The organism is Rheinheimera sp. (assembly GCF_037442525.1).
In the GTDB taxonomy this organism is placed as follows: Bacteria; Pseudomonadota; Gammaproteobacteria; order Enterobacterales; family Alteromonadaceae; genus Pararheinheimera.
This window is the reverse complement of sequence record NZ_JBBIQD010000001.1, coordinates 812,531-833,867: the sequence shown is the minus strand read 5'-3', so window position 1 is coordinate 833,867 and position 21,337 is coordinate 812,531. Positions and strand designations below refer to the sequence as shown.

At 51.4% G+C, this 21,337-nt stretch carries 22 protein-coding genes; 12 read left to right on the top strand and 10 right to left on the bottom strand.

Going from position 1 to position 21,337, the window contains the following annotated elements; all coding sequences use genetic code 11:
* Positions 1 to 82 precede the first annotated feature (82 nt).
* The 4 genes from WKJ03_RS03895 (at position 83) to WKJ03_RS03880 (ending at position 4,466) form a co-directional block, all read left to right on the top strand.
* Positions 83 to 1,249 (top strand): DUF547 domain-containing protein, encoded by a 1,167-nt coding sequence (locus WKJ03_RS03895; protein ID WP_337840844.1) that lies wholly within the window; start codon positions 83 to 85, stop codon positions 1,247 to 1,249.
* A 25-nt stretch (positions 1,250 to 1,274) separates the two neighbouring features.
* Positions 1,275 to 2,441: a DUF547 domain-containing protein gene (locus WKJ03_RS03890; RefSeq protein WP_337840843.1), complete on the top strand. Its 1,167-nt coding sequence runs from the start codon at positions 1,275 to 1,277 to the stop codon at positions 2,439 to 2,441.
* 74 nt (positions 2,442 to 2,515) lie between these two features.
* Positions 2,516 to 3,601, top strand: coding sequence for a DUF547 domain-containing protein (locus WKJ03_RS03885; protein WP_337840842.1), 1,086 nt, complete (start codon positions 2,516 to 2,518; stop codon positions 3,599 to 3,601).
* 64 nt (positions 3,602 to 3,665) lie between these two features.
* Positions 3,666 to 4,466, top strand: a complete 801-nt coding sequence (locus WKJ03_RS03880; RefSeq protein ID WP_337840841.1) for a thioesterase family protein — start codon at positions 3,666 to 3,668, stop codon at positions 4,464 to 4,466.
* Positions 4,467 to 4,488: 22 nt separating this feature from the next.
* Here WKJ03_RS03880 and lnt read toward each other — a convergent pair whose 3' ends face one another.
* The 5 genes from lnt to miaB all read right to left on the bottom strand — a co-directional run bounded on the left by lnt (position 4,489) and on the right by miaB (position 9,962).
* The gene (gene lnt / locus WKJ03_RS03875) at positions 4,489 to 6,018 is read right to left on the bottom strand and encodes an apolipoprotein N-acyltransferase (RefSeq protein WP_337840840.1); all 1,530 of its coding nucleotides are present in this window, start codon (positions 6,016 to 6,018) and stop codon (positions 4,489 to 4,491) included.
* Positions 6,019 to 6,030: 12 nt separating this feature from the next.
* Positions 6,031 to 6,897: a transporter associated domain-containing protein gene (locus tag WKJ03_RS03870; protein WP_337840839.1), complete on the bottom strand. Its 867-nt coding sequence runs from the start codon at positions 6,895 to 6,897 to the stop codon at positions 6,031 to 6,033.
* A gap of 43 nt (positions 6,898 to 6,940) precedes the next feature.
* Entirely contained in the window at positions 6,941 to 7,402 is a 462-nt protein-coding gene (gene ybeY, locus WKJ03_RS03865; protein WP_337840838.1) for an rRNA maturation RNase YbeY, read from the bottom strand.
* A gap of 7 nt (positions 7,403 to 7,409) precedes the next feature.
* Complete coding sequence (locus tag WKJ03_RS03860; RefSeq protein ID WP_337840837.1) at positions 7,410 to 8,465, bottom strand: PhoH family protein; 1,056 nt, start codon at positions 8,463 to 8,465, stop codon at positions 7,410 to 7,412.
* Positions 8,466 to 8,537: 72 nt separating this feature from the next.
* A complete protein-coding gene (gene miaB / locus WKJ03_RS03855; protein ID WP_337840836.1) occupies positions 8,538 to 9,962 on the bottom strand; it encodes a tRNA (N6-isopentenyl adenosine(37)-C2)-methylthiotransferase MiaB in 1,425 nt (474 codons plus the stop codon).
* Between the two features lie 258 nt (positions 9,963 to 10,220).
* On the opposite strand from miaB, the gene WKJ03_RS03850 reads away from it, so the two are divergent.
* From WKJ03_RS03850 to WKJ03_RS03835, 4 genes are all read left to right on the top strand, one after another.
* Positions 10,221 to 10,745 (top strand): GNAT family N-acetyltransferase, encoded by a 525-nt coding sequence (locus WKJ03_RS03850; RefSeq protein WP_337840835.1) that lies wholly within the window; start codon positions 10,221 to 10,223, stop codon positions 10,743 to 10,745.
* An 11-nt stretch (positions 10,746 to 10,756) separates the two neighbouring features.
* Positions 10,757 to 11,539: an SAM-dependent methyltransferase gene (locus WKJ03_RS03845; protein WP_337840834.1), complete on the top strand. Its 783-nt coding sequence runs from the start codon at positions 10,757 to 10,759 to the stop codon at positions 11,537 to 11,539.
* A 72-nt stretch (positions 11,540 to 11,611) separates the two neighbouring features.
* Positions 11,612 to 11,875 (top strand): hypothetical protein, encoded by a 264-nt coding sequence (locus WKJ03_RS03840; RefSeq protein WP_337840833.1) that lies wholly within the window; start codon positions 11,612 to 11,614, stop codon positions 11,873 to 11,875.
* A gap of 226 nt (positions 11,876 to 12,101) precedes the next feature.
* Positions 12,102 to 13,652, top strand: coding sequence for a GGDEF domain-containing protein (locus tag WKJ03_RS03835; protein ID WP_337840832.1), 1,551 nt, complete (start codon positions 12,102 to 12,104; stop codon positions 13,650 to 13,652).
* 116 nt (positions 13,653 to 13,768) lie between these two features.
* On the opposite strand, the gene WKJ03_RS03830 is transcribed toward WKJ03_RS03835, so the two are convergent.
* From WKJ03_RS03830 to WKJ03_RS03810, 5 genes are all read right to left on the bottom strand, one after another.
* Complete coding sequence (locus tag WKJ03_RS03830; RefSeq protein WP_337840831.1) at positions 13,769 to 14,986, bottom strand: FtsX-like permease family protein; 1,218 nt, start codon at positions 14,984 to 14,986, stop codon at positions 13,769 to 13,771.
* A 10-nt stretch (positions 14,987 to 14,996) separates the two neighbouring features.
* Positions 14,997 to 16,307: an ABC transporter permease gene (locus tag WKJ03_RS03825; protein WP_337840830.1), complete on the bottom strand. Its 1,311-nt coding sequence runs from the start codon at positions 16,305 to 16,307 to the stop codon at positions 14,997 to 14,999.
* 10 nt (positions 16,308 to 16,317) lie between these two features.
* A complete protein-coding gene (locus WKJ03_RS03820; protein ID WP_337840829.1) occupies positions 16,318 to 17,025 on the bottom strand; it encodes an ABC transporter ATP-binding protein in 708 nt (235 codons plus the stop codon).
* A 25-nt stretch (positions 17,026 to 17,050) separates the two neighbouring features.
* A complete protein-coding gene (locus WKJ03_RS03815; RefSeq protein ID WP_337840828.1) occupies positions 17,051 to 18,325 on the bottom strand; it encodes an HlyD family efflux transporter periplasmic adaptor subunit in 1,275 nt (424 codons plus the stop codon).
* A 123-nt stretch (positions 18,326 to 18,448) separates the two neighbouring features.
* A complete protein-coding gene (locus WKJ03_RS03810) occupies positions 18,449 to 19,303 on the bottom strand; it encodes a DMT family transporter (protein WP_337840827.1) in 855 nt (284 codons plus the stop codon).
* Between the two features lie 188 nt (positions 19,304 to 19,491).
* Here WKJ03_RS03810 and WKJ03_RS03805 point away from each other — a divergent pair, with 188 nt between their 5' ends.
* The 4 genes from WKJ03_RS03805 (at position 19,492) to WKJ03_RS03790 (ending at position 21,325) form a co-directional block, all read left to right on the top strand.
* Entirely contained in the window at positions 19,492 to 20,082 is a 591-nt protein-coding gene (locus WKJ03_RS03805) for a GNAT family protein (RefSeq protein ID WP_337840826.1), read from the top strand.
* 94 nt (positions 20,083 to 20,176) lie between these two features.
* Positions 20,177 to 20,563 (top strand): VOC family protein, encoded by a 387-nt coding sequence (locus WKJ03_RS03800; protein ID WP_337840825.1) that lies wholly within the window; start codon positions 20,177 to 20,179, stop codon positions 20,561 to 20,563.
* Positions 20,564 to 20,679: 116 nt separating this feature from the next.
* Positions 20,680 to 20,988, top strand: a complete 309-nt coding sequence (locus WKJ03_RS03795; RefSeq protein ID WP_337840824.1) for a type II toxin-antitoxin system RelE/ParE family toxin — start codon at positions 20,680 to 20,682, stop codon at positions 20,986 to 20,988.
* 40 nt (positions 20,989 to 21,028) lie between these two features.
* The gene (locus tag WKJ03_RS03790; RefSeq protein WP_337840823.1) at positions 21,029 to 21,325 is read left to right on the top strand and encodes a HigA family addiction module antitoxin; all 297 of its coding nucleotides are present in this window, start codon (positions 21,029 to 21,031) and stop codon (positions 21,323 to 21,325) included.
* The last annotated feature ends 12 nt before the right edge of the window (positions 21,326 to 21,337 follow it).

The window sequence follows — 21,337 nt, the reverse complement described above, 5'->3', positions numbered from 1 at the left end:
GTAGGCTTTGACTAAACCCGAAGCACAGGGTGTATTCGTGCTCCGGAATCTGAACACAGATTAAAACGAAGGAGCGAGAACAATGAAAAAGTACTGGTTAGTGGCATCGGCCCTGATGGGGTTCGCACTGGGTAGTCAGGCCAGCGAGCAGAAACTGCCCGAGCACTGGTTTGGTGAGGATCCAAACTCTGCCATCACTATTGATTACAGCGACTGGGATTATGTACTGCAGGCTTCAGTGCTGTTGTCTGGTCCGCCAAGCCGGGAAGAAGCGCCGGAAGATCGTGGCAGTATCGGCACCAAAATGAAAAACAAGTACAACGTTAAAACCATCAATGCCGGTAACAGGTTCTTTTACGAGCGTTTTCGTAAGAACCCCGAATTAAAGGCGACCATTAAAGGTATTCGCGAAAGCCTGCAGAAAGTGCCGGATGAAATCCGGCTGAATATGCTGAACAACAACGAACAACTGGCCTACTGGCTGAACCTGTATAACGTAGTGGTGGTCGATGAAATTAATAAAATTTATCCTGAAAAGAAACTGGAAGATTTTGTCACTGACGATGATGGGTTGTTAGAGCGTAAAACCGTCACAGTGGAAGGGGTGGAACTCAGTCTGAATGATATTCAGCATAAAGTGCTGAAAGTGAAATTCGACCGGGACCCGCTGACGTTGTATGGCCTGTACCAGGGCTATATTGGCAGCCCCAGCATCCGCAAACATGCCTATACCGGCGATAATGTGCGCCGCACCCTGACCGCCAACGCCTTTGATTTTATCAACTCCAACCGCGGTACGTACCCGGCCGGTAAAGACTTTCTGGTCGCCAACTTCTACAAACGCAATGCCGATTATTTCCCTGATTTTAAAGCGGATTTATCTGCGCATTTAAAAGAATACCTGAGCATGGCCGACCAGAACGCTTTGGAGAATGCCAAAAAACTGGTCGCCAAAATTGATGACTGGACTGTGACCGATATTTACGGCTCCACCCAGAATTTTGGTGGCAGTGTGGCGAATAACAATGCGGCTTTCCTGGGAGCCTTCACCCGCATTGATGGTCCGCCGGAAACCCGTGAAGACTCTAATATTGAATTGCTCAGCGATGCCTTACAAAGACGTTCTGTGAACTATGGCCGCTTCTCTCCAGAGCTGATTGTGCGGTTAAAAGAACTGAAAGAACGGAATGAACGCCACAGTGGTACTGTCACTGTGAAAGATCTGGAAGAAGAGTCTGCACAAAATTAATCAGCAGAACAAAGGAGTGATTTTGATGAAAAAATACTGGTTACCAGCATTCGCAGCCCTGATGTGTGCACTGGGCACTCAGGCCAGCGAGCCGGAATTGCCAAAGCACTGGTTTGGCGAAGACCCTAACTCCACTATTACCGTCGATTACAGTGACTGGAATTACATCTTACAAGCCTCTGTGCTGTTGTCTGGCCCGCCAAGCCGGGAAGAAGCGCAGGAAGACCGGGGCAGTATCGGCACCAAAATGAAAAACAAGTACAACGTTAAAACCGTCAATGCTGGCAATAAGTTCTTTTACGAACGATTTCGTAAGGAGCCTGAATTAAAACAAAGTATCAGCACTATCCGTGACAGTCTGCAGCGGGTACCCAGTGAGGTCCCGCTGAACCTTCTGACCAATAACGAGCAGTTGGCCTACTGGCTGAACCTGTATAACGTAGTGGTGGTCGATGAAATTAATAAAATTTATCCTGAAAAGAAACTGGAAGATTTTGTCACTGACGATGATGGGTTGTTAGAGCGTAAAACCGTCACAGTGGAAGGGGTGGAACTCAGTCTGAATGATATTCAGCATAAAGTGCTGAAAGTGAAATTCGACCGGGACCCGCTGACGTTGTATGGCCTGTACCAGGGCTATATTGGCAGCCCCAGCATCCGCAAACATGCCTATACCGGCGATAATGTGCGCCGCACCCTGACCGCCAACGCCTTTGATTTTATCAACTCCAACCGCGGTACGTACCCGGCCGGTAAAGACTTTCTGGTCGCCAACTTCTACAAACGCAATGCCGATTATTTCCCTGATTTTAAAGCGGATTTATCTGCGCATTTAAAAGAATACCTGAGCATGGCCGACCAGAACGCTTTGGAGAATGCCAAAAAACTGGTCGCCAAAATTGATGACTGGACTGTGACCGATATTTACGGCTCCACCCAGAATTTTGGCGGCAGTGTCGCCACCAATAATGCGGCCTTTATTGGTGCTTTCAGCCAGCTTGGTGGCTCGCCGGAAACCAGCGAAGTGGCCAATACGGAATTACTGAGCGATGCCATGCAAAGTCGCTCTGTGAACTATGGCCGTTTCTCTCCTGAGCTGATGGTCCGGTTAAGAGAGCTGAAACACCGCAATGAAGAAAACTTTGGTACTGTGACGGTCAAAGATTTGGACGAGGATGGTGCACAAAATTAACCAGTCAGCCAGTGATAGCCTGCTCATTGGCAGGCCGTCACTGCGCTTTTATTTGTTAAATCGAAGGAGCGACTATGATGAAAAACCATTGGTTAGTACCATCGCTGATTGCCCTGTTTGCATGGAGTGCTGAGGCCCGCGAGCAGGAATTGCCTGCGCATTGGTTTGGCGACGACCCCAAGTCTAAAGTTGTGATTGATTATGCTCCGTGGGACTTTGTGCTGCGCTCGTCAGTATTGTTGTCTGGTCCTGTCAACCGGGAAAAGGCTAAATCTGAGGTTGCCTATGTAGGTACGCGCTTAACCAACAAATACAAAACCCGCACTATTCTGGCGGGTAATAAGTTCCATTATGAACAGTTTCGCAAGAAGCCTGAATTAAACCAAAACCTCAGCGTGATACGGCAAAGCATGCAGCAGCTGCCCAGCAAAGTGGCGCTGAATACCCTGACCGCTGCTGAGCAACTGGCCTATTGGTTGAATCTGTACAACCTGGTGGTGATTGATGAAATCAATAAAGTCTACCCGGAAAAATACCTGGAAGATTTTGTCACCGCAGAAGACGGCTTATTACAGCGTAAACTCTTGAAGATAGAAGGAGTGGAGTTAAGCCTGAATGATATTCAGCATAAAGTGCTGAAGGTGAAATTTGACCACGACCCATTGGTACTGTATGGCCTGTACCAGGGCTATATTGGCAGCCCCAGTATTCGCAAGTTTGCTTATACCGGCGAAAATGTGATGCGCGCATTGCAGGCCAACGCCTTTGATTTTATTAATTCCAACCGCGGTACTTATCCGGCCGGCAACAACTTCCTGGTATCCAGTTTTTATCAACGCAACGCCGATTACTTTCCGAATTTTCAGCAGGACCTCAGAGCGCATTTAGAGCAATATCTGAAACCGGCAGAAAAAGACTCACTGCAGGATGCTGACACCATGTATGCGCTGATCGATGATTGGATGGTCACTGATATTTATGGCACCAGGCAGTCGTTTGGTGGCGGTAGCTCAGTCTCAATCAGCAACGATGATGTACCCTATCTGAATCGCTTTCCGCCTGAATTGCTGAAGTATATCGTCGAGTTGCAGCGCCGCAATGACGAAGCCCTTGGTACTGTGACGGTAAAAGATCTGGAGCCGGAGCCGCCAGAAAACTAAGATAGCAGCCACAACGGAAGGGCTGCAGCCAGACACGCAGCCCGGTGCAGTCAATGAGGTTGAAATGCAGTTTTTACAGGTGATGCAGCAGTTTTCTACGGCCCAGTCCGAGCAGGTACAGATTGAGGTGCCGGCCGGCTGGGGTCAGGGCAGGGCCTTATTTGGTGGTATGGCGGCGGCCTTAGCGGCGCAGCATTTATTAAATGGGCCTGTAGCAGCGGCAGATATCCGTTCACTGACCGTTTCTTTTGTCGCACCGCTGGAACCTGGCATAGCGACCGTCAGCCGCCGGATTTTGCGTCAGGGCAAATCTGTCACTCAAGCGCTGGTGGAAATTGAACAGCAAGGCCAGGTGGCTCTGGTGCTACTGGCCAGTTTCGGTGTGGCCCGCCCATCGAAGCTCGACTTACCGCTGTTACCCGAATTGCAACAGAACAACATCAGCCAGCATAAAGGCTGGCAGATGCCCCAAGCTCCCGGTGTACCAGAATTTACTCAACACATTGATTTTATGCTGGACGCTGGTGCATGGCCTTACAGTGGGGGCAGCCAGCGGGTGCTGGCGGGCCGTAACCGCTTAAAAGCGCATCAGGGCGAAGCAGGCTTACCAGAGCTATTGGCATTAATAGACGCCTGGTGGCCGGTCAGTCTCGGCTTATTGCCTCAGCCTGCACCTGCCAGTTCACTTACCTGGACTTTAGAGTTATTGCCTGGCTGGTCAGGTTTTTCTGGCGAGCAGTATTGGTCCTATGCCGCAGAAATAGAGCAGGGCGCTGATGGCTATCATTTGATCAGCTCGCGTTTATGGAACCCTGCCGGCGCTTTGGTTGGCTTAAGCCGGCAGGTGGTCACAGTCTTTGCCTGAGCCGGGTTCCCGCCCGGTTGACTCAGGCCTGGTTTTTGGCGGCGCTCAAACGCTGGCGCAGCCAGAAACCAGCCAGTACCAGCACGCTGACTAAGTTCAGAGGCCAGTCACCCAACTGGCTGTACAAAGTCCGGCCTGTGGTTTGGGGCACTTCCAGCGATAAGACCCCCTCTTCAAACTGTGGCAGGCGGCCAAGCTCTGTGCCGTCAGCCGCTATCACAGCGGTAATGCCATTATTGGTGGCGCGCAGCAGCGGGCGGCCTAATTCCAGCGCCCGCATTTTGGCAATTTCCAGATGCTGATGTGGCCCTATGGATTCACCAAACCAGGCGTCGTTACTGACCGTTAATAAAAAGTCGGTGTCGTCGTTGAAATTCGCCACCATCTGGCGTGGAAAGGCAATTTCAAAACACAAGGCGGCCAGCAACTGATACCCATTGGCCTGCAGGTTAGGCTGCAGCCAGTCGCCGCGGCTGAAACTGCTCATTGGCAGGTTAAAAAAGGGTGCTACATGTTTCAATATTGACTGAAAAGGCACAAATTCACCAATAGGCAATAAGTGGTGCTTTTGGTAGCGGTTGTGGGTGCCGTAGCTGTAATCGCCCTGAGTTTCAGCATTATGGAAACGACCCAACACAATCATACCGTTGTAGGCGTCGCCATTGGTTTTGTAGTCCAGTATCCCTGTGATGACTGCCGTTTCCCGCTCGGCGGCCAGCATATCCAGGTTAATCAGGTAGGCCAGCGCCAGTGGCTCCAGCTGAGGAATGGCTGCTTCTGGCCAAATCATCAACTGATGGTTCAGATGCTCCCGCGACAGCTCCATGTATTTCTTCATGGTGTTGGCTTCTTCGGCCGGGTCCCAACGCAGGTTCTGCGGAATATTGCCTTGCACCAAAGCCACAGAAACTTTGTCGTCTGTGCCCTGCCAGCCCTTAAAAGCACCAAGAAAAGGCGTGGCGGCAAATAGCAGCGCAGTGACAGCCACGCTGCCAAACTGCCGGCGCAGCGCCAGCACTGCAAAGCTGCCAGCAAACAACAGCATAATAAAGCTGATGCCGATTTCACCTATCAGTGGCGCCCAGGGCGCCAGAAAACCACTGGTCTGGCTGTAACCGACCGATAACCATGGAAAACCGGTCAGCACCCAGCTGCGCAGGTTTTCAGCGACCAACCAGCAGGCGGCCAACAGCAGCGGCCAGGCTTTAGTGGCACGAAAACGCCAGGCCAAAGCAGCGGCCAGCGCCGGGTAAAAGGATAAATACAACACCAGCAGCGCCATAATACCCAGGCTGGCAATCAGCGGCATGCCGCCAAAAGTGGCTATGCTGACATGCACCCAGCTGATGCCGACGGCGAACCAGCCCAGGCCATAACTAAAGCCATACAGGGCGGCCTGTTTCCAGCTGGGAGCACGCAGCACCATAATGGCCAGCGCTGTTAAGGTAAAAAGCGGAATGGCATGCCAGGTATATGGTGCATAGGCCAGGGTGTTGAATGCACCCAGCCCTGCAAGAAGCAGGGCTGGTAAGAAAGAGGTCCGTAACAACAAGATGTTCTTCCTTTATTCCGACGGCGGTTCTGCCGGGGGTTTGGCTTTGATCACCTGGAGTTGCACCAGGCGTCTGTTATTGGCTTTGCTGACTTTAAAGGTCAGCTGTTGCAGTTCAATGGTTTCGCCTTTTTCAGGCATATGACCGAACGCATGCAGCACTATGCCGCCAATAGTACTGGCCTCTTCTTCGTCAAATGAGGTGCCGAAACTTTCGTTAAACTCATCCACTGGCGTTAAGGCGCTGACCTGAAACACATGGCTGGCCATTTGTTTAATATCGACATCTTCTTCATCGTCGTGTTCGTCTTCAATTTCACCAACGATTTGTTCGAGGATATCTTCAATGGTGACCAGACCAGACACACCGCCGTATTCGTCGACCACCACCGCCATATGGTAGCGTTTTTGCCGGAATTCTTTCAGCAGGGCGTCGACGCGTTTACTTTCCGGAATAATGACCGCCGGGCGCAGGAAAGGACGCAGGTCCAGATCGGTTTCGCCTTTCAGTGCATGGGCCAGCAAGTCTTTGACCAGCAAAATGCCTTCAATATGGTCTTTGTCTTCGTTGACCACTGGGTAGCGGCTGTGATTGTTTTCCAACAGTACAGGCATCAGTTCCTGCAGGCTGTGGTTGATATTGAGGGTCGCCATCTGGCTGCGTGGCACCATAATGTCGCGGGCGCGCATTTTCGAGACATCGAGCACACCTTCCAGCATACGCTGGGTGTCGGTATCAATCAGCTCACGACTGCCAGCTTCCTGAATAATCTCGACCAGATCGGATAAATCCTGTGGTTCTGCGGTAAAAATGGCGGCTATACGCTCTAACCAGGACTTTGCAGAACCCTTGCTAGAGTGAGAATGGTCGTCACCCATATAAAACTTTCAGCTCCAAACTAATAAAAAATTAAGATATCAGTTAATCCGGCAGAATATAAGGGTTTTCTATGCCCAGTGTGGCGAGGATCTGAATTTCTTCCTGCTCCATTTCTTCGGCGTCGGCATCGTCAATATGGTCATAGCCCAATAAATGCAGACAACCATGCACCACCATATGAGCCCAGTGGTGATGCAGTGCTTTTCCCTGTTCTGCCGCTTCAGTGGCCACCACTGCGGCACAAATCACTAAATCACCGAGCAGTGGCAATTCGTCCACCCCTGGCGGCAGCTCAAAAGGAAAACTCAGCACATTGGTTGGTTTGTCTTTTTCGCGGTAATCAAAATTCAGCTGACGACTTTCGTCTTCATCCACTATACGGATGGTCACTTCGGCGTCCTGCTGAAAAGGTAACACTGCTGCATCCAGCCATTGCTGGAACTGCGCTTCAGTGGGTAAATTTGCGGCGTTGCTGGCCAGCTGCAAATCCAGAATAACGGCCATAAAATCCTCAGCTTTGTTTGGGATTCAAGTCGGATGTCGCCTTTGACTCTGACCCCAATGTTACGGCTTTGGCGGTGTCGGCCGCCGCCTGCTTTTTCGCATCAAAAGCTTCATAAGCCAGTACAATTTTTTGTACCACAGGGTGGCGCACCACGTCTTTGGCTTTAAAAAAGTTAAAGCTCAGTTCCGGCACCTCGGAGAGTACATCCATCGCATGTTTTAAACCCGAGTACTGGCCGCGGGGTAAATCCACCTGAGTCACATCCCCGGTAATCACCGCTTTGGAATTAAAGCCAATACGGGTCAGAAACATTTTCATCTGTTCCACTGTGGTGTTTTGGCTTTCATCCAGAATAATAAAGGCATCCGACAAAGTGCGGCCACGCATATAGGCCAGAGGCGCAATTTCAATCACCCCACGTTCTAAATACTTTTCAACCTTTTCATACCCCAGCATTTCAAACAATGCGTCGTACAAAGGCCGCAGGTAAGGATCGACCTTCTGGGTTAAATCGCCCGGTAAAAAGCCCAGTTTTTCACCGGCTTCCACCGCAGGGCGGGTTAACACAATGCGGCGCACCTCGCCTTTTTCCAGTGAATCCACAGCGCAGGCCACAGCTAAATAAGTTTTGCCTGTACCGGCCGGGCCAATACCAAAAGTGACATCGTGCTGACGGATATTTTTCACATAGCGGCTTTGATTGGCGTTACGGCCTTTGACGGAACCTTTGCGGGTTTTGATGCTGACTTCATCCGAACCTTGTTCATCCGGGTCCTGCTGCTGTTGCTGAATGACCAGATGCACCTGCTCGGGTGTCAGTGCTACGGCTTTGCCTTGGGCATTGACGGTTTCAGCCATCAGCAGCTCCAAAATCAATTTCACCGGTTCCAGCTGAGCGGTCAGGCCAACTAAATGCACTTCGTTGTCCCGGTACGAAATTTGGACCCGGTAACGCCTTTCTATCTGGCGCAGGTTGTCGTCGAATGGTCCCCACAAAAACGCCAGGCGCTGCGGGTCAAAGGGAGTTAACGCAAAATCTAAGCTGGTAATGGGGTTATCCAAAGTCCTGTCTCTGTCTGGTTCCTGGAAAAACAAAGGGCGCTGAGCACCCTTTGTCGATTATCCGGATTTGCCTTAAGGCACGTAACTGGTCACTCCAAGTTCATCTATTTTGGGCGCTTTCGCCAGAATAGAAGCCGGAGACACAGAACGGCGTAAATCCATTTCGTTTTCGGTGCGGATCACTTTGCCTTTTAAGCTGTTGGCAAACACATGGGTGATCTCAATATCAACAAACTGACCAATCATATCCGGTGAGCCTTCGAAATTCACTACCCTGTTGTTTTCGGTGCGGCCAGTCAGCTCCATAATGTCTTTTTTCGACGGACCTTCGACCAGCACACGTTGCACAGTGCCGTGCATGGCGCGGGCAATGCTCTGCGCCTGCTGGTTGATGCGGTCCTGCAGAATATACAGGCGCTGCTTTTTCTCTTCTTCCGGCACATCGTCCGGTAAGTCTGCCGCAGGGGTGCCAGGGCGGGCGCTGTAGATAAAGCTGAAGCTTAAATCGAAATTCATCGCTTTGATCAGATCCATGGTCTGTTCAAAGTCTTCGGCCGTTTCGCCCGGGAAGCCGATAATAAAGTCGGACGACATCGACAGATTCGGCCGGATTTTTTTCAGCGCACGAATTTTTGATTTGTATTCAATGGCGGTGTGATTGCGTTTCATCAGCGCCAGAATACGGTCAGAACCGGACTGCACCGGCAGGTGCAGGTGGTCCACCAGCTCAGGCACGTCACGGTACACCTCGATAATATCGTCGGTGAACTCCACCGGATGCGAGGTGGTGTAACGGATGCGGTCAATACCATCAATAGCCGCCACTAACCGCAGCAGTTCAGAGAAATGGCAAATGCTGCCGTCGTGTTTTTCACCGCGGTAGGCATTAACGTTCTGACCCAGCAGGTTCACTTCACGCACCCCTTGATCCGCCAGCTGCGCTACTTCCAGCAATACGTCGTCCAGCGGACGGCTGACTTCTTCACCCCGGGTGTAAGGCACCACACAGAAAGTACAGTACTTGGAGCAGCCTTCCATAATGGATACAAAGGCGGTTGGGCCTTCTGCTTTGGGTTCCGGCAGACGGTCAAACTTCTCAATTTCCGGGAAGGACACGTCAACAACAGGTGACTTGCTGCCATGCACAGAGTTAATCATCTCGGGCAGACGGTGCAGGGTTTGGGGGCCAAATACGATATCGACATAAGGGGCGCGGTCACGGATGGCTTTGCCTTCCTGCGACGCCACACAACCACCGACACCAATAATCAGGTTCGGGTTTTTCTTTTTCAGTGGACGCCAGCGACCCAGTTGGTGGAACACCTTCTCCTGAGCTTTTTCCCGGATAGAACAGGTGTTCAGCAGGATCACATCCGCTTCTTCCGCCTCTTCGGTCAGAGTGTAGCCATGAGTGGCATCCAGCAGGTCCGCCATTTTGGACGAATCGTATTCGTTCATCTGACAGCCCCAGGTCTTAATGTGCAGCTTTTTGCCCATCTGTGTTGTAGCCCGTAAAAAAGTTAACGCCGAAAAAAGGTGGCGTATTTTAGCCGAGTAGCGCCTCAAGTACCAGCCTGAGTTGCCGAAGTGTTAGTCGCCAGCCCATAGGCGATTTCCTTGTTCAATAGTGGCAGAGCAATCAAAGTATTGCTGTTATGGATGGCAAAAACGCGCTGATCATGCGATGACTTTGGGACTTGTTTGTCACGTCGCAGGGAACTAAATTGGCTGTTCTGTGAAGTGCAGGCATAAAAAATGGAAAGAATTCAACAACAAATTCGACATGCAGGTTTATGTTTAACCCCGTTGTGCCAAGATGACAACGAGTTGTTTATCGAGTTATTTACCAACACTGACGTGATGAAACATATTGCCCCGGTGATGACGCAATTTGAAGCTGATGAACTGTTCAAAAAGGCACTTCGATGTGATAGCTCAGCCTACTATTGGTCGGTTTCGTCAGACAATGATAGTGGGATGGGGATTACAGCGTTGATCAGCACTGCAGATGACAGGGCTGAGTTTGGTCTGATGTTATTGCCTGAGTATTGCAACAAAGGTTATTCGGTCCCTGTGGGGGCTGCATTGATCAACTTTGGGTTCAGTGTTTGGGGACTGGAAGGGGTGGACGTAAAGCATCGGATATCAAACAAGGCGGTGCCTGCATTTTTAACACGGTTGCATATTGAATATTCAAATGAGCAAAATGGATTTGGCTATTGGATTATGAGGCGAAGTCGCTGGCAGCAGTATTCAGCTATTTATCCTTATCAAATTTAGGCAAAGGTTTTATGACGAATAAAGGTAGTTTGGTTTGTGTAGGAACAGGCATGATGATGGCGGCGCATATTACGCCATTAAGTCAGAGTTATATTCAGCAAGCCGATGTGGTGTTTGCCCTGATGTCGCATGGTGTGGTGGAGAAATGGCTGGATAGCCTGCACCCGGATGTGCGCAGCCTGCAGCCCTATTACCAGGAAGGGCAGGACAGAAGCCAAAGCTACCGTCAGATGGTGGACGCCATACTGACCGAAGTGCGGGCCGGTAAAAAAGTGGTGGGCGCTTTTTATGGCCACCCTGGTGTGTTTGCTCAAGTGCCGCATCAGGCGCTGGCACAAGCCAGGGCCGAAGGGTTTGCTGCTCATATGGAGCCAGGGGTGTCGGCGGAAGACTGTCTGATTGCCGATTTGGGCATAGACCCGGGCCGGGTTGGCTGCCAGCAATATGAAACCACTCAGCTAATGATGTTTAAGCGCAACATCGACCCCAGCGCTTACCTGATCTTATGGCAAATTGGCGTGGCCGGTGATTTATCTGTCGCCCGCTTTAGCACTAATCAGCAGCGGCTGGCCCTGTTAGTTGAGCTGCTGTCGGAACAGTACCCGGTGGATCATCAGGTGGTGCTCTATGAAGCTTGCACTTTACCTGTAGGTAAACCCAGAATGGATAGGATCCGACTGGGTGACTTACCACAAGCTGAGTTATTTCTGCACACAACATTAGTTATTCCTCCAGCAAAAAAACTTGTTCCAAATATGGCGATGAGACAGTTGCTGGACCCTGCAGCAGATTAAATTTTTGGGAGCTATTGTGCTTGGATATGCAAATCACTTATGGTCAAGAGTTGTAAAATAAGGAGAAAAAAAATGAGTAAGTTACTGCAGTTCATTACCAGTTTTGCTTCAAGTGCTGAATTAAGAGCACTTAGTCAGGAAGAGTTGCGAGTGAAGATGGAATTGGATGGTTTATCTGATGATGAGATTAGTGCGGTTCTCTCTGGAGACAAAGCTAGAATTACGCAGTTAGTAAAAAGTGCTGGTGATATTGTTTGTTGTATTATCGCTCCAGACCAACCTGAAGAAGAGCCTCAAGAAGAGGACGCTCCGGTTCCTGAGCGCGAGTCGGCTTAATATTTTGCTCTTACTGAGAATGAAGCAAACGATCGGTGTTTTGCTGATCGTTTTTAGCTTATCGGCACATGCTGAATCTGACTTTGATCCGGCGCATGCAGACATGTTGTTTAGCTCAGACGCCAAATCTTTTCTTGATTACGTCAAACATAGCGTCAGTCAAGTCACATCGAAAACAGATAGCAAGCAAACGAACCTGCTTAAGTTTTACCAGGGACGTTCTGCAATGTTATTGACCAATTATGACGATGCAGAACGGTTTTACCTTCAGGTTCTGTCTCAGTCTGAAGATCTGGAATTGAACTACAAAACTTTGGTTTCTGTGGTTAATTTGTATCAACTTAAAGGTGATTTTTATCAAGCCTTCTCTTACGGCTTGCAGTTAAGTGACGTCAAATACAGTGAATTACCTGAGGCAGTGAAATCAAGTGGTCTGATAGCTATGGCTCTGGCTTTGATGGATTCTGCTTTGTACGATGAAGCGGCTGCTACCTTGGGGAAAGCGGACTTCTCCGCACATCCCGACAATGTTCGTTGCACCGCTCTCTATCTTCAAACTCAAATCGCTTATCGCAGTCACATTTGGGTTCGCCCAGAAAGTCAATTGCAGGATGAGATTCGTTACTGCTACAACAAACAACAAATGCTATATGCACTGCTAAGTGAAAGTGCGCTGAGCATTTATTGGTTATCTGTGTCGCAAACCAATAAGGCGCTTGATGTATTGCGGAACAAGCAGTTACTCGCATTAAGCTTTGGCTACACAAATTTATCGATGATTTGGCAGGCGACATTTGTGAATGCGCTGGTACAAAATGATGAATTGAAGCTCGCTTCAGAGCAGGCTGAGATGCTGATACAATTATTCAATAAACACAAAGAGACAACTCCTCTTGAAGTCGCAACTTTAATCTATCATGCGTTAGTCAAACTTAATAAAGCCGTGCAGCAGCCTGCACGGGCACTGGGCTACGCAGAAGATCTTTTTTCGGCCTACCAGAAGACCTATGACAAGCAACAATCGGCGGCGCTGGCTTACCATGCGGCGTTAATGCAGGCGGCGCAGCGCAAGCAGGAAATTGATACGTTAAACCAGCAAGCCAACCAGCTGCAGCTGGAAACTGCGCTGGCGAAAGCCGAAAGTGAAAACCAGCGATTGTATTTGCTGGTAGGCTCCGTGCTGGTGCTGTTGCTGGCGGCTCTGGTGGTGCGTAGTCACAGAGTTCGCATCAAGCTGAAAGAGCGGGTGACCTATGACAAACTGACCCGTGTGTACAGCCGGGATCATTTTGAAGAGCTACTGAATACCGCGTTGCGCCAGGCCGAAACACAGCAGCAGGAGCTGGGTTTTATTTTATTTGACCTGGACCATTTTAAACTGGTGAATGACAACCACGGCCATCAGGCCGGCGACTGGGCTTTGCAGCAGGCGGCCAATGCCGCCAAAGAGTGTTTGCGTAAAAGTGATGCCATTGGTCGCATTGGCGGTGAAGAATTTGCCATTGTGCTGCTGGACTGCAATTTTTCACAAAGCTGGGCGCTGGCGGAAACTGTGCGTCAGGCCATTGAGGCGCTGGAGCCAGAGCAGTCGGGTTACCCCTTTAAACTGACCGCCAGTTTTGGGGTCAGTGCGGCCAAAGCCTGCGGTTATCATACCCGTAAACTGATTTCGGATGCCGACGAAGCCATGTATCAGGCCAAGCAGGCTGGCCGTAACAGAGTGAAGCCAGACGAGCCGCGCGACAATCCGCTGATCTGGCTGGAGGGTCCGAAATAACCCAGGCTGAGCACAGAAAAATCCCCGCTGTTAAGGACAAAACCAGCGGGGAAAGTGGTTGGGAACTTACACTGCCACAGTCAACAAAGCTGCAGCTTCAAAGGCGACGGCTATAGTTAGGCCCGGCCGCGGGTGGCAGTCGCCGGTGATATCCGCGACGCCAGCAACGCCGGGTAACTGACCGCCAGTTGGCCGACCAGCAACAGCACTACCACGCCTGTTGCAATCAGTTCCGGGCCTATAGGCGTCATACTAAAAGTGCTGACCAGCCAGATATTCAGGCCCACAGCGCCAGCAGCGCCGAGCAGCACCCCCACAACGCTGATCAGCAGGTTTTCCAGCATAAAATAACGCATCACCTGCCACTGGCTGGCGCCCAGAGCGCGGCGGGTACCAATCTGGCGGGTGCGGCGGCTGATACTGAACATGGCCAGGCCGACAATGCCTAAGCCGGTGATTAAGGTCAGCACTACAATGACGGTCAGCAGAATGCTGTTGGTGGCTTGGTGCTGACGGTAGCTCTCAGTGCGGGTTTGCTCCATGCTGGTGACCCGGCGGATAATGCGGCCTTTGTCGGCTTCAGCCAGCATTTTTTCAATCACTGGCATCAGCTCGTCACGACGGCCTGGTTCGGTGCGGATAAAAAAGCGGCTGCCACGGCTTTCCAGCTGCTGGGGCACCAGCATGGCGTTTTCGACATTGTCCCAGCCGTTCCAGGGCGCTTGCAGGGCTTCAATCAAGCCACTGACCTGGATAGGTTCATGGTTATTGATATAGACAGTTTTACCGACGGCGTTTTGCCAGTCACCGTCAAATAAACGCTCCGCCATGGCTTTGGTCAGAATGGCTTTGGCTGGCCAGTCGTTACTGCTGCTGGCGCGCCAGACAATGTCGGTGGGTGCAAAATTTTCACCGGCAATCAGTTTTACGCCCAGCGCGTTGATGCCGTGATCGTCCACCATATACACAGCCACCCCTGTGCCGTCTATATCGTCACCTGGTTTAGTCTGCAGCCCCATGGACCAGCCGCCGCCCGACAGCGGAATGGCGTTAATTTGGGTGGCGTCCACTACACCTGGGGTTTTGCGGATCAAGTCCAGGTCTCGTGCCAGCGAACTTTGTTGGTTGTAGTTCTGCGCAAAAATGGTGTTGCTCAGGTAAAAGGTGTTGGCTTCATCCAGGCCGCTGGGGCGGGCCATCTGGCTGCTGCGTTCCTGCATCATAAAAATGGCGTTCACCATAATGGTCAGCGTCAGTGCAATTTGCAGCGCTATCAGCAAAGCGCCTATTTTATTGCGCAATAAAGCGCGGAAAATGGGTCCAATTTCTAACATGGCGGGCTCCTTATTGCGCTTTCAGTTGTTGTGACGGCTGCACCTGACAGGCGCGCCAGGTCGGGTATAAACCAGCCAGAATACTGGACAGCACCGCCAGCCCAATCGCCATGGCCACTAAGGTCAGGTCGAGCCGGGCCAAATCGCGGATCCAGTCGCCGTACATGCTTTTCACCGCTTCAAGGCCGGCAAAAGCCAGCAGCAGCCCCAATACACCACCAGCCAGACCAATCAGGCCCGATTCAATCAGGTGCTGGACAAATAAATCCTTCCGGCTGGCGCCCAGCGCCTGGCGCACACCAATTTCACTGGCTTTGCCTAAAAACTTGGCCAGCAGCAGGCCCACTGTGTTCAGCAGGCACACCAGTAAAAACATCAGCGACATCGCCATCATCATGCTGGCGTCGTCGGACACCACTTCGCGTTTTTCAAGCCACTGCATCACATCCCGCAGCTGGTTGTTGTCCTGACGGGCAAAACGGCCAAACTGGTGCTGGTCTTTGGCGTAGTTATTGATAAAAGTCTGGTACTGTTCTTTGTCGGCCGCGGAAGGCAGCTCCACCCAGAACTGGATCCAGATGCATTCGGAGTCCAAAAAGGCCTGGTAACCGGATTCGGTCGGTTTCCAGCAGTTGGTATTGCCGCTGCGGCCCAGTTTCTGTTCGGTGATCAGGCTGAATGGCACAAAAACTTCTTCGGTGTCACTGAACGCGCCTGTGGTGATGTCATAAAACTTCGGTTTTGGATTCCAGCGCGCCATCACGCCGACCACTTTGTAGTCGTCACCGGCCAGCCGAATGCTCTGGCCGACTGAGTCTTTGCCACCAAATAAACGTTCGTTCAGTTCGGCGTTAATCACCACCACTTTTTGTTGTTTTTCATCGGCTTCACGGTCCCAGCCGCTGCCGTAGACAAAAGGCGTGTCGAACATGGGGAAAAAATCACCACTGGTGGCGCGGCCTTCCACTAAAAAAGGCAAGGCGTCTTTTTCAGCAGGCTCTACCACGGCACTCATCTGGGTCATGATGGTTTGGCGTGGTGCCTGTTTGGCCTGCCATAAGAAGGTGGCATCGCGGTAGGTCAGTTGGTCCGGCGCGTCGCCGTCATCGTAATAAGGGTTATTCGGGTCCCAGCTGTCCAGCTGCACCACAAAGAGTTCGCTGCTTTTGTGCGGGATAGGGTTGGCCGACATCAGGTAGTTCACCGTAATGGTGGTCATCGAGGCGCCAATCCCTAAGGCAATGGCCAGCACCATCAGGCTGGTCATGCCCCAGGTGCGTTTGCAGCTTAAGTACGCCAGTTTTAAATAGTACGCAAACATAAGCTGCTCCTTACTCCGCGTTAACCAGATGCAGGTTGTTCTGGTTTTTCTGCGTCAGTTCAGTCACCCGGCCGTCTTTGATAAAGATCTGGCGTTTGGCGCGGGCGGCCAGCGACGGGTCGTGCGTCACCATCAGAATGGTGGTGCCGCCTTTGTTAATGTCTTCCAGCAGGCCCATCACACTTTGTGCCATCTGGCTGTCAAGGTTGCCTGTAGGTTCGTCCGCCAGTAAAAAGCGTGGCGAAGTGGCTAAAGCCCGGGCTATGGCCACCCGTTGCTGCTGACCACCGGACAACTGGCTGGGCAGGTGTTTCATCCGCGAGGCCAGGCCCACCTGGTCTAAATGGTGTTCAATACGTTTTTTGCGCTCCGCCGCGTTAAAACCACGGTAGCGCAAGGGCACATCGACATTGTCGAACAGGTTTAAATCCGGAATTAAGTTAAAGCTCTGGAAAATAAAACCAATTTTCTGGTTACGCATCCGTGAGCGGCCAGCGTCGTTCAGCCTGGCAATGTCTTCACCGTCCAGCCAGTATTCGCCGCTGGAGCTTTGTTCCAGCAAACCGGCAATATTTAAAAAAGTGGTTTTGCCTGAGCCGGACGGGCCTGTCACGCTGACAAAATCGCCTTCGTTCAGATCCAGGTTAATTTCCCGCAGCGCGTGGGTGATCACATTGTCGGTGACAAAGGACTTGCTGATATGTTTCATGCTGAGCATCAGGGCTCTCCTTAATTCTTCGGTGTTAGTTCAACTGAACAGTGTCGGCGCCGTTAAAGCTGTCGGTGCCAGAGGTAATGATTTGGTCGCCTGGCTTGAGGCCAGACAGAATTTCCACAGCGCTGATACTGCGGGCGCCGGTTTCTATCGGGGTTTTCACCGCCAGGCCATTGCTGACTTTGTAAGCAAAGCGGCCATTGCTGCTGTCAAGGAACTGACCACGGGCCACCTGCAGCACGTCAGGCCTGTGTTCCAGCAAAATACGGCTGGACAAACGCTGGTTTTGCCGCAGCGCCGCCGGGCCTTCGCCTTCAGTAAAACGCACCCGGCCTTTCACCTGGTTTTCAAACACTTCAGGCGAAATGGTGACCAGCTTGCCAGCATAAGTTTTTTGCTCGACTGTCACTTCCACTGGCAGGCCAATGGATAAGTCGTTGGCGTAACTTTCCGGCACTGCAATTTCCACTTCGAACTGGCTTAAATCCACCACAGACAGAATCAGCTGGTTTTTCGCGATATAGGTTTTGTTTTCTACGGCTAAGTTACCCAAAAGGCCATTGACCGGGGAGCGCACATTCAGCGCGTCCACCTGACGCTGGTAGTCCTCCACCAGCAAACGCTGACGGTCCAGCTGCTGCGCCAGACTTTTCAGTTCAAAATCGAGGTTCTCCACATTCAGACGCGCATCTTCCACGGCATGGCGGTGTTGCACCTGGGCGGTATTCAGGTCGTCCTGGGCTTTTTCGTGCTCAATTTTGCTGGTAACCCCTTTTTCAAACCCCAAATCGGCCCGGCGTTTTTCCCGGTCTGCTGTGGTTAAGGTCATCAGGGCAATATCGACCGCTTTCTGGTCGGTTAACTGCTGACGTTTGGCCAGAATTTTTTGCCGGTCATAGCTGGTCTGCAGACTGTACAGCGTGGCTTGCTCCTGCTGCAGTTTGCTGGTCAGCTCCGGGCTGTCGATGCTGGCCAGCACCTGGCCTTTGCTCACTTCAGTGCCAGCGTCCAGCAGCAAGGTGATAGTGCCGTCGGCCGGTGCATAGAGTTTGGGGCTGACCGCAGCCACCACCTGGCCCTGAGCCGTAATGTCGCGGGTAAAATCGGCGCTTCGCACTGTGTCGATACGCACACGCGACATGGACACCGACAAGTCGGACTGAGACCAGCTTTGCACCGCCGGTGTCAGGGCCCAAATAGCCAGCAGCAACGCCAGGCCCGCGCCTGCGCCGTAGATCAGTTTGGTGGGTTTGGCTTTGGCCTGCAGCACTTCATCCTGGCTGCTGGTGTCGGCAATTTTCATAGAAGCTCCTCATAGCGATTGCAACTAAGTCGGAGCGGAGCGGAAAAAGGTTGGAAGCTTTTTCAGAAAAATAGCAGGGTAAATGTAACAGAGTGTGAAACTTTATTATATTTCAATACGTTATCAAATAAGTCGCTGTCTGGTGCTGATATAACCGGCGTAGAAAATAAGCAGCACCCCGGCAAACCAGGCCATAGTCACAGGTTCGGACCAGAACAGATAACCAAAAAGACCGGCAAAGACCACTGAGCTGTAAGTCCAGATGCCAATGTCGGATGCCGGGGCCAGCGCATAGGCTTTGGTCATTGCCATTTGGCCAACAGCCGCCAGCACCCCCATAGCAGCAAAACCCCACCAGGCTTCGGCTGGCAGTGGGTTCCAGGCAAAAGGCACCGGAATAAAGGAGATGACGGCAGTGAGCAGGGAGAAATAAAACACTATACGGCCAGCAGGTTCAGTGTCGGACATATAACGTATGGTGGTTTTAGTCACCGCCACGAGCACAGCCGACAGCAGCGCTACTAAAAACAGGTAAAAAGCACCACCCTGGCCGGTCGCCACCGGCAGCGCCAACAGCACACCGACAAAACCCAGGCCAATTGAAAACAGCGTCAGGCGGCTGGGCCTTTCTTTTAGCCAGTAATAAGCAATCAGCGGCACAATAAAAGGCGACATTAACAGCACCACCATGGCCTGCGCCAATGGCAGCTGGCTGATCACATAAAAAAAACAGTACATCGAGATAATGCCGGTGGTGGCCCGGCTGACATGCAAATACCAGCGTTTGGTGTACAGAATTTGTCTGCCCTGCAGCAGTATCCAGGGTAGCATTACCAAGAGCGCAAAAAAGTTACGGAAAAACACCACCTGAGCATGGCTGGCACTGTCGCTGGTAAACTTCACACAGGCACCTATACCGGCAAAACAGGCTTCTGCCAACAGCAGGAGCAGGGCACCTTTAACCAGTTGCGGTTGCATTCAGACTCCAACACACAGGGGAGAATCAGGGGAAAATGGCGCGCAGTATAACAGCGACATCCTGAATTTCAGAGCGCCAACAGGATAAAGCGGATGGACAGCAGGCTGGTTTGAGGCGTTGTGCTTTTTGGTTAGCCAAATTAGAGTGGAACCAGAGCAGAACAACAACAAACAAGGACGCTTTTCTTATGTGGATCCAACCAGGCCCGTTACAGGGGCAGCATGTCAGCCTGGAACCTTTAACTGTGGCGCATACAGCAGCACTTCGTGCTGCGCTGCAAGACGGCGAAAGCTGGCAGCTGTGGTACGCCTTTGTGCCCACACCAGACGAGCTGGAAGGTTATGTGCAGCAGGCAGTAGCCGCTTCAGCGCAGGGAGAACAGGCTTTTGCCATTAAACAGAAGAGCACAGGGCTGGTGGTGGGCACCAGCCGCTTTTATCAGGTGGATGCCGCCAACAGACGAGCGCTGATTGGCTACACCTGGTATGCACAATCAGTGCGCCGCACGGCCGTGAATACCGAAACCAAGTTCCTGATGCTGCGCCATTTATTTGAACAATGCGGCGCTATAGCGGCCGAGTTTCGTACCCACTTTTTTAATCAGACATCACGTAACGCCATTGAGCGTTTAGGGGCCAAACAAGACGGCATTTTACGTAACCATATGCTGATGAAAGACGGCTCCTACCGCGACACAGTGGTGTATTCCATTATTGCCAGCGAGTGGCCGGCAGTGCGGGCCAACTTACTGTTTAAACTGGGGCGGCACAGCGCTTGAGGCAAAAACTGGGTTTTCAGCATCAGGGCCCGGTGCAGTTGCCTGTAATCAGTCAGGCGTTACAGCTTTATCTTTGGACAGCAGGAGAATCACAATGCAACGAGTGACAGGCATAGGTGGCGTATTTTTTAAAGCCAAAGACCCGAAGGCGCTGGCGGCCTGGTATCAAACCCATTTAGGGGTGCCGGTGGAAGACTGGGGCGGCGCTGTGTTTCGCTGGCAGCACCAGGGTAACCCGACAGGAACAGGCAGTACTGTATGGAGCCCCTTTGCCGCCGACACCAGCTATTTCGGCCCTGGGGCGCAGAGTTTTATGCTGAATTTCCGTGTTGCTGACCTGGCCGCTGTACTGCAACTGCTGCGAGACGAAGGCTGCATTGTGGACGACAACACCGAAGATTCAGAATTTGGCAAATTCGGTTGGGTCACAGATCCGGAAGGCAACCGCATTGAGTTATGGCAGCCACCAGAAGGGCAATGATTGGTTGATCCTGTGATAACTGTGGGTTTGGTCGCAAAACCTTCTATGCTTACGATCTCGACGGATTGAAAAGTGTAAAGCATTGATTTACACTTTGTGCAGTGAAGGATCACAGCATGGCGATTAAAAGTTTCAGCCACAAAGGGCTGAAGAATCTGTTTTATAAGGGTGATAGCAGTGGCGTGCAGCCCATCCATGCGTTCAAACTGCAACTGATGCTGGATACCCTCAACGCTTCACATCAGCCGAAGGATCTTCGGGCCATTTATGGTAGTAAGTTCTCTGAAAAGTCTGGTTCTGGTGTTGGGGTATATTCCATTGAGGTAAACGGTAACTGGCGTGTTACCTTCGAAATCGAAGATGACGGCGCTATATTGCTGGATTACCGTGATTATCACGGCAAACAAATCAAAGCCAAAAAGTAAAGTCACCTTTTGTGAGCCTGCTTTTATCTGGAGTGATGCTATGGAACAAATGACCAGATGCCCAACTCATCCTGGGGTCGTTTTCCGGGTCACAATTTTAGAAGAACATGGTATTTCTGTAACTCGGGCGGCCAAAGCGCTGGGGTTATCCCGTACTACGATGAGCAACTTTTGCCACGGTCATACGCCATGCACAGTGGAAATAGCACAGCGTATTGCGTTATCCATCGACAGTAATGTGGCTGTATGGATTAACCTGCAAGCCCATTATGATGCCTGGTTAGCTGAGCATGCAGAAAAACCAGTGGTCGAAAAATTATTGGAACCTGCGGCGTAAAGGTACTGGTGT

Excerpts from the sequence above, each read along its gene's own strand:
- WKJ03_RS03895 (WP_337840844.1), top strand. The coding sequence starts at position 83 with ATGAAAAAGTACTGGTTAGTGGCATCGGCCCTGATGGGGTTCGCACTG.
- WKJ03_RS03890 (WP_337840843.1), top strand. The coding sequence starts at position 1,275 with ATGAAAAAATACTGGTTACCAGCATTCGCAGCCCTGATGTGTGCACTG.
- WKJ03_RS03885 (WP_337840842.1), top strand. The coding sequence starts at position 2,516 with ATGATGAAAAACCATTGGTTAGTACCATCGCTGATTGCCCTGTTTGCA.
- WKJ03_RS03880 (WP_337840841.1), top strand. The coding sequence starts at position 3,666 with ATGCAGTTTTTACAGGTGATGCAGCAGTTTTCTACGGCCCAGTCCGAG.
- WKJ03_RS03870 (WP_337840839.1), bottom strand. The coding sequence starts at position 6,897 with ATGGGTGACGACCATTCTCACTCTAGCAAGGGTTCTGCAAAGTCCTGG.
- ybeY (WP_337840838.1), bottom strand. The coding sequence starts at position 7,402 with ATGGCCGTTATTCTGGATTTGCAGCTGGCCAGCAACGCCGCAAATTTA.
- miaB (WP_337840836.1), bottom strand. The coding sequence starts at position 9,962 with ATGGGCAAAAAGCTGCACATTAAGACCTGGGGCTGTCAGATGAACGAA.
- WKJ03_RS03850 (WP_337840835.1), top strand. The coding sequence starts at position 10,221 with ATGGAAAGAATTCAACAACAAATTCGACATGCAGGTTTATGTTTAACC.
- WKJ03_RS03845 (WP_337840834.1), top strand. The coding sequence starts at position 10,757 with ATGACGAATAAAGGTAGTTTGGTTTGTGTAGGAACAGGCATGATGATG.
- WKJ03_RS03840 (WP_337840833.1), top strand. The coding sequence starts at position 11,612 with ATGAGTAAGTTACTGCAGTTCATTACCAGTTTTGCTTCAAGTGCTGAA.
- WKJ03_RS03835 (WP_337840832.1), top strand. The coding sequence starts at position 12,102 with ATGTTATTGACCAATTATGACGATGCAGAACGGTTTTACCTTCAGGTT.
- WKJ03_RS03830 (WP_337840831.1), bottom strand. The coding sequence starts at position 14,986 with ATGTTAGAAATTGGACCCATTTTCCGCGCTTTATTGCGCAATAAAATA.
- WKJ03_RS03825 (WP_337840830.1), bottom strand. The coding sequence starts at position 16,307 with ATGTTTGCGTACTATTTAAAACTGGCGTACTTAAGCTGCAAACGCACC.
- WKJ03_RS03820 (WP_337840829.1), bottom strand. The coding sequence starts at position 17,025 with ATGCTCAGCATGAAACATATCAGCAAGTCCTTTGTCACCGACAATGTG.
- WKJ03_RS03815 (WP_337840828.1), bottom strand. The coding sequence starts at position 18,325 with ATGAAAATTGCCGACACCAGCAGCCAGGATGAAGTGCTGCAGGCCAAA.
- WKJ03_RS03810 (WP_337840827.1), bottom strand. The coding sequence starts at position 19,303 with ATGCAACCGCAACTGGTTAAAGGTGCCCTGCTCCTGCTGTTGGCAGAA.
- WKJ03_RS03805 (WP_337840826.1), top strand. The coding sequence starts at position 19,492 with ATGTGGATCCAACCAGGCCCGTTACAGGGGCAGCATGTCAGCCTGGAA.
- WKJ03_RS03800 (WP_337840825.1), top strand. The coding sequence starts at position 20,177 with ATGCAACGAGTGACAGGCATAGGTGGCGTATTTTTTAAAGCCAAAGAC.
- WKJ03_RS03795 (WP_337840824.1), top strand. The coding sequence starts at position 20,680 with ATGGCGATTAAAAGTTTCAGCCACAAAGGGCTGAAGAATCTGTTTTAT.
- WKJ03_RS03790 (WP_337840823.1), top strand. The coding sequence starts at position 21,029 with ATGGAACAAATGACCAGATGCCCAACTCATCCTGGGGTCGTTTTCCGG.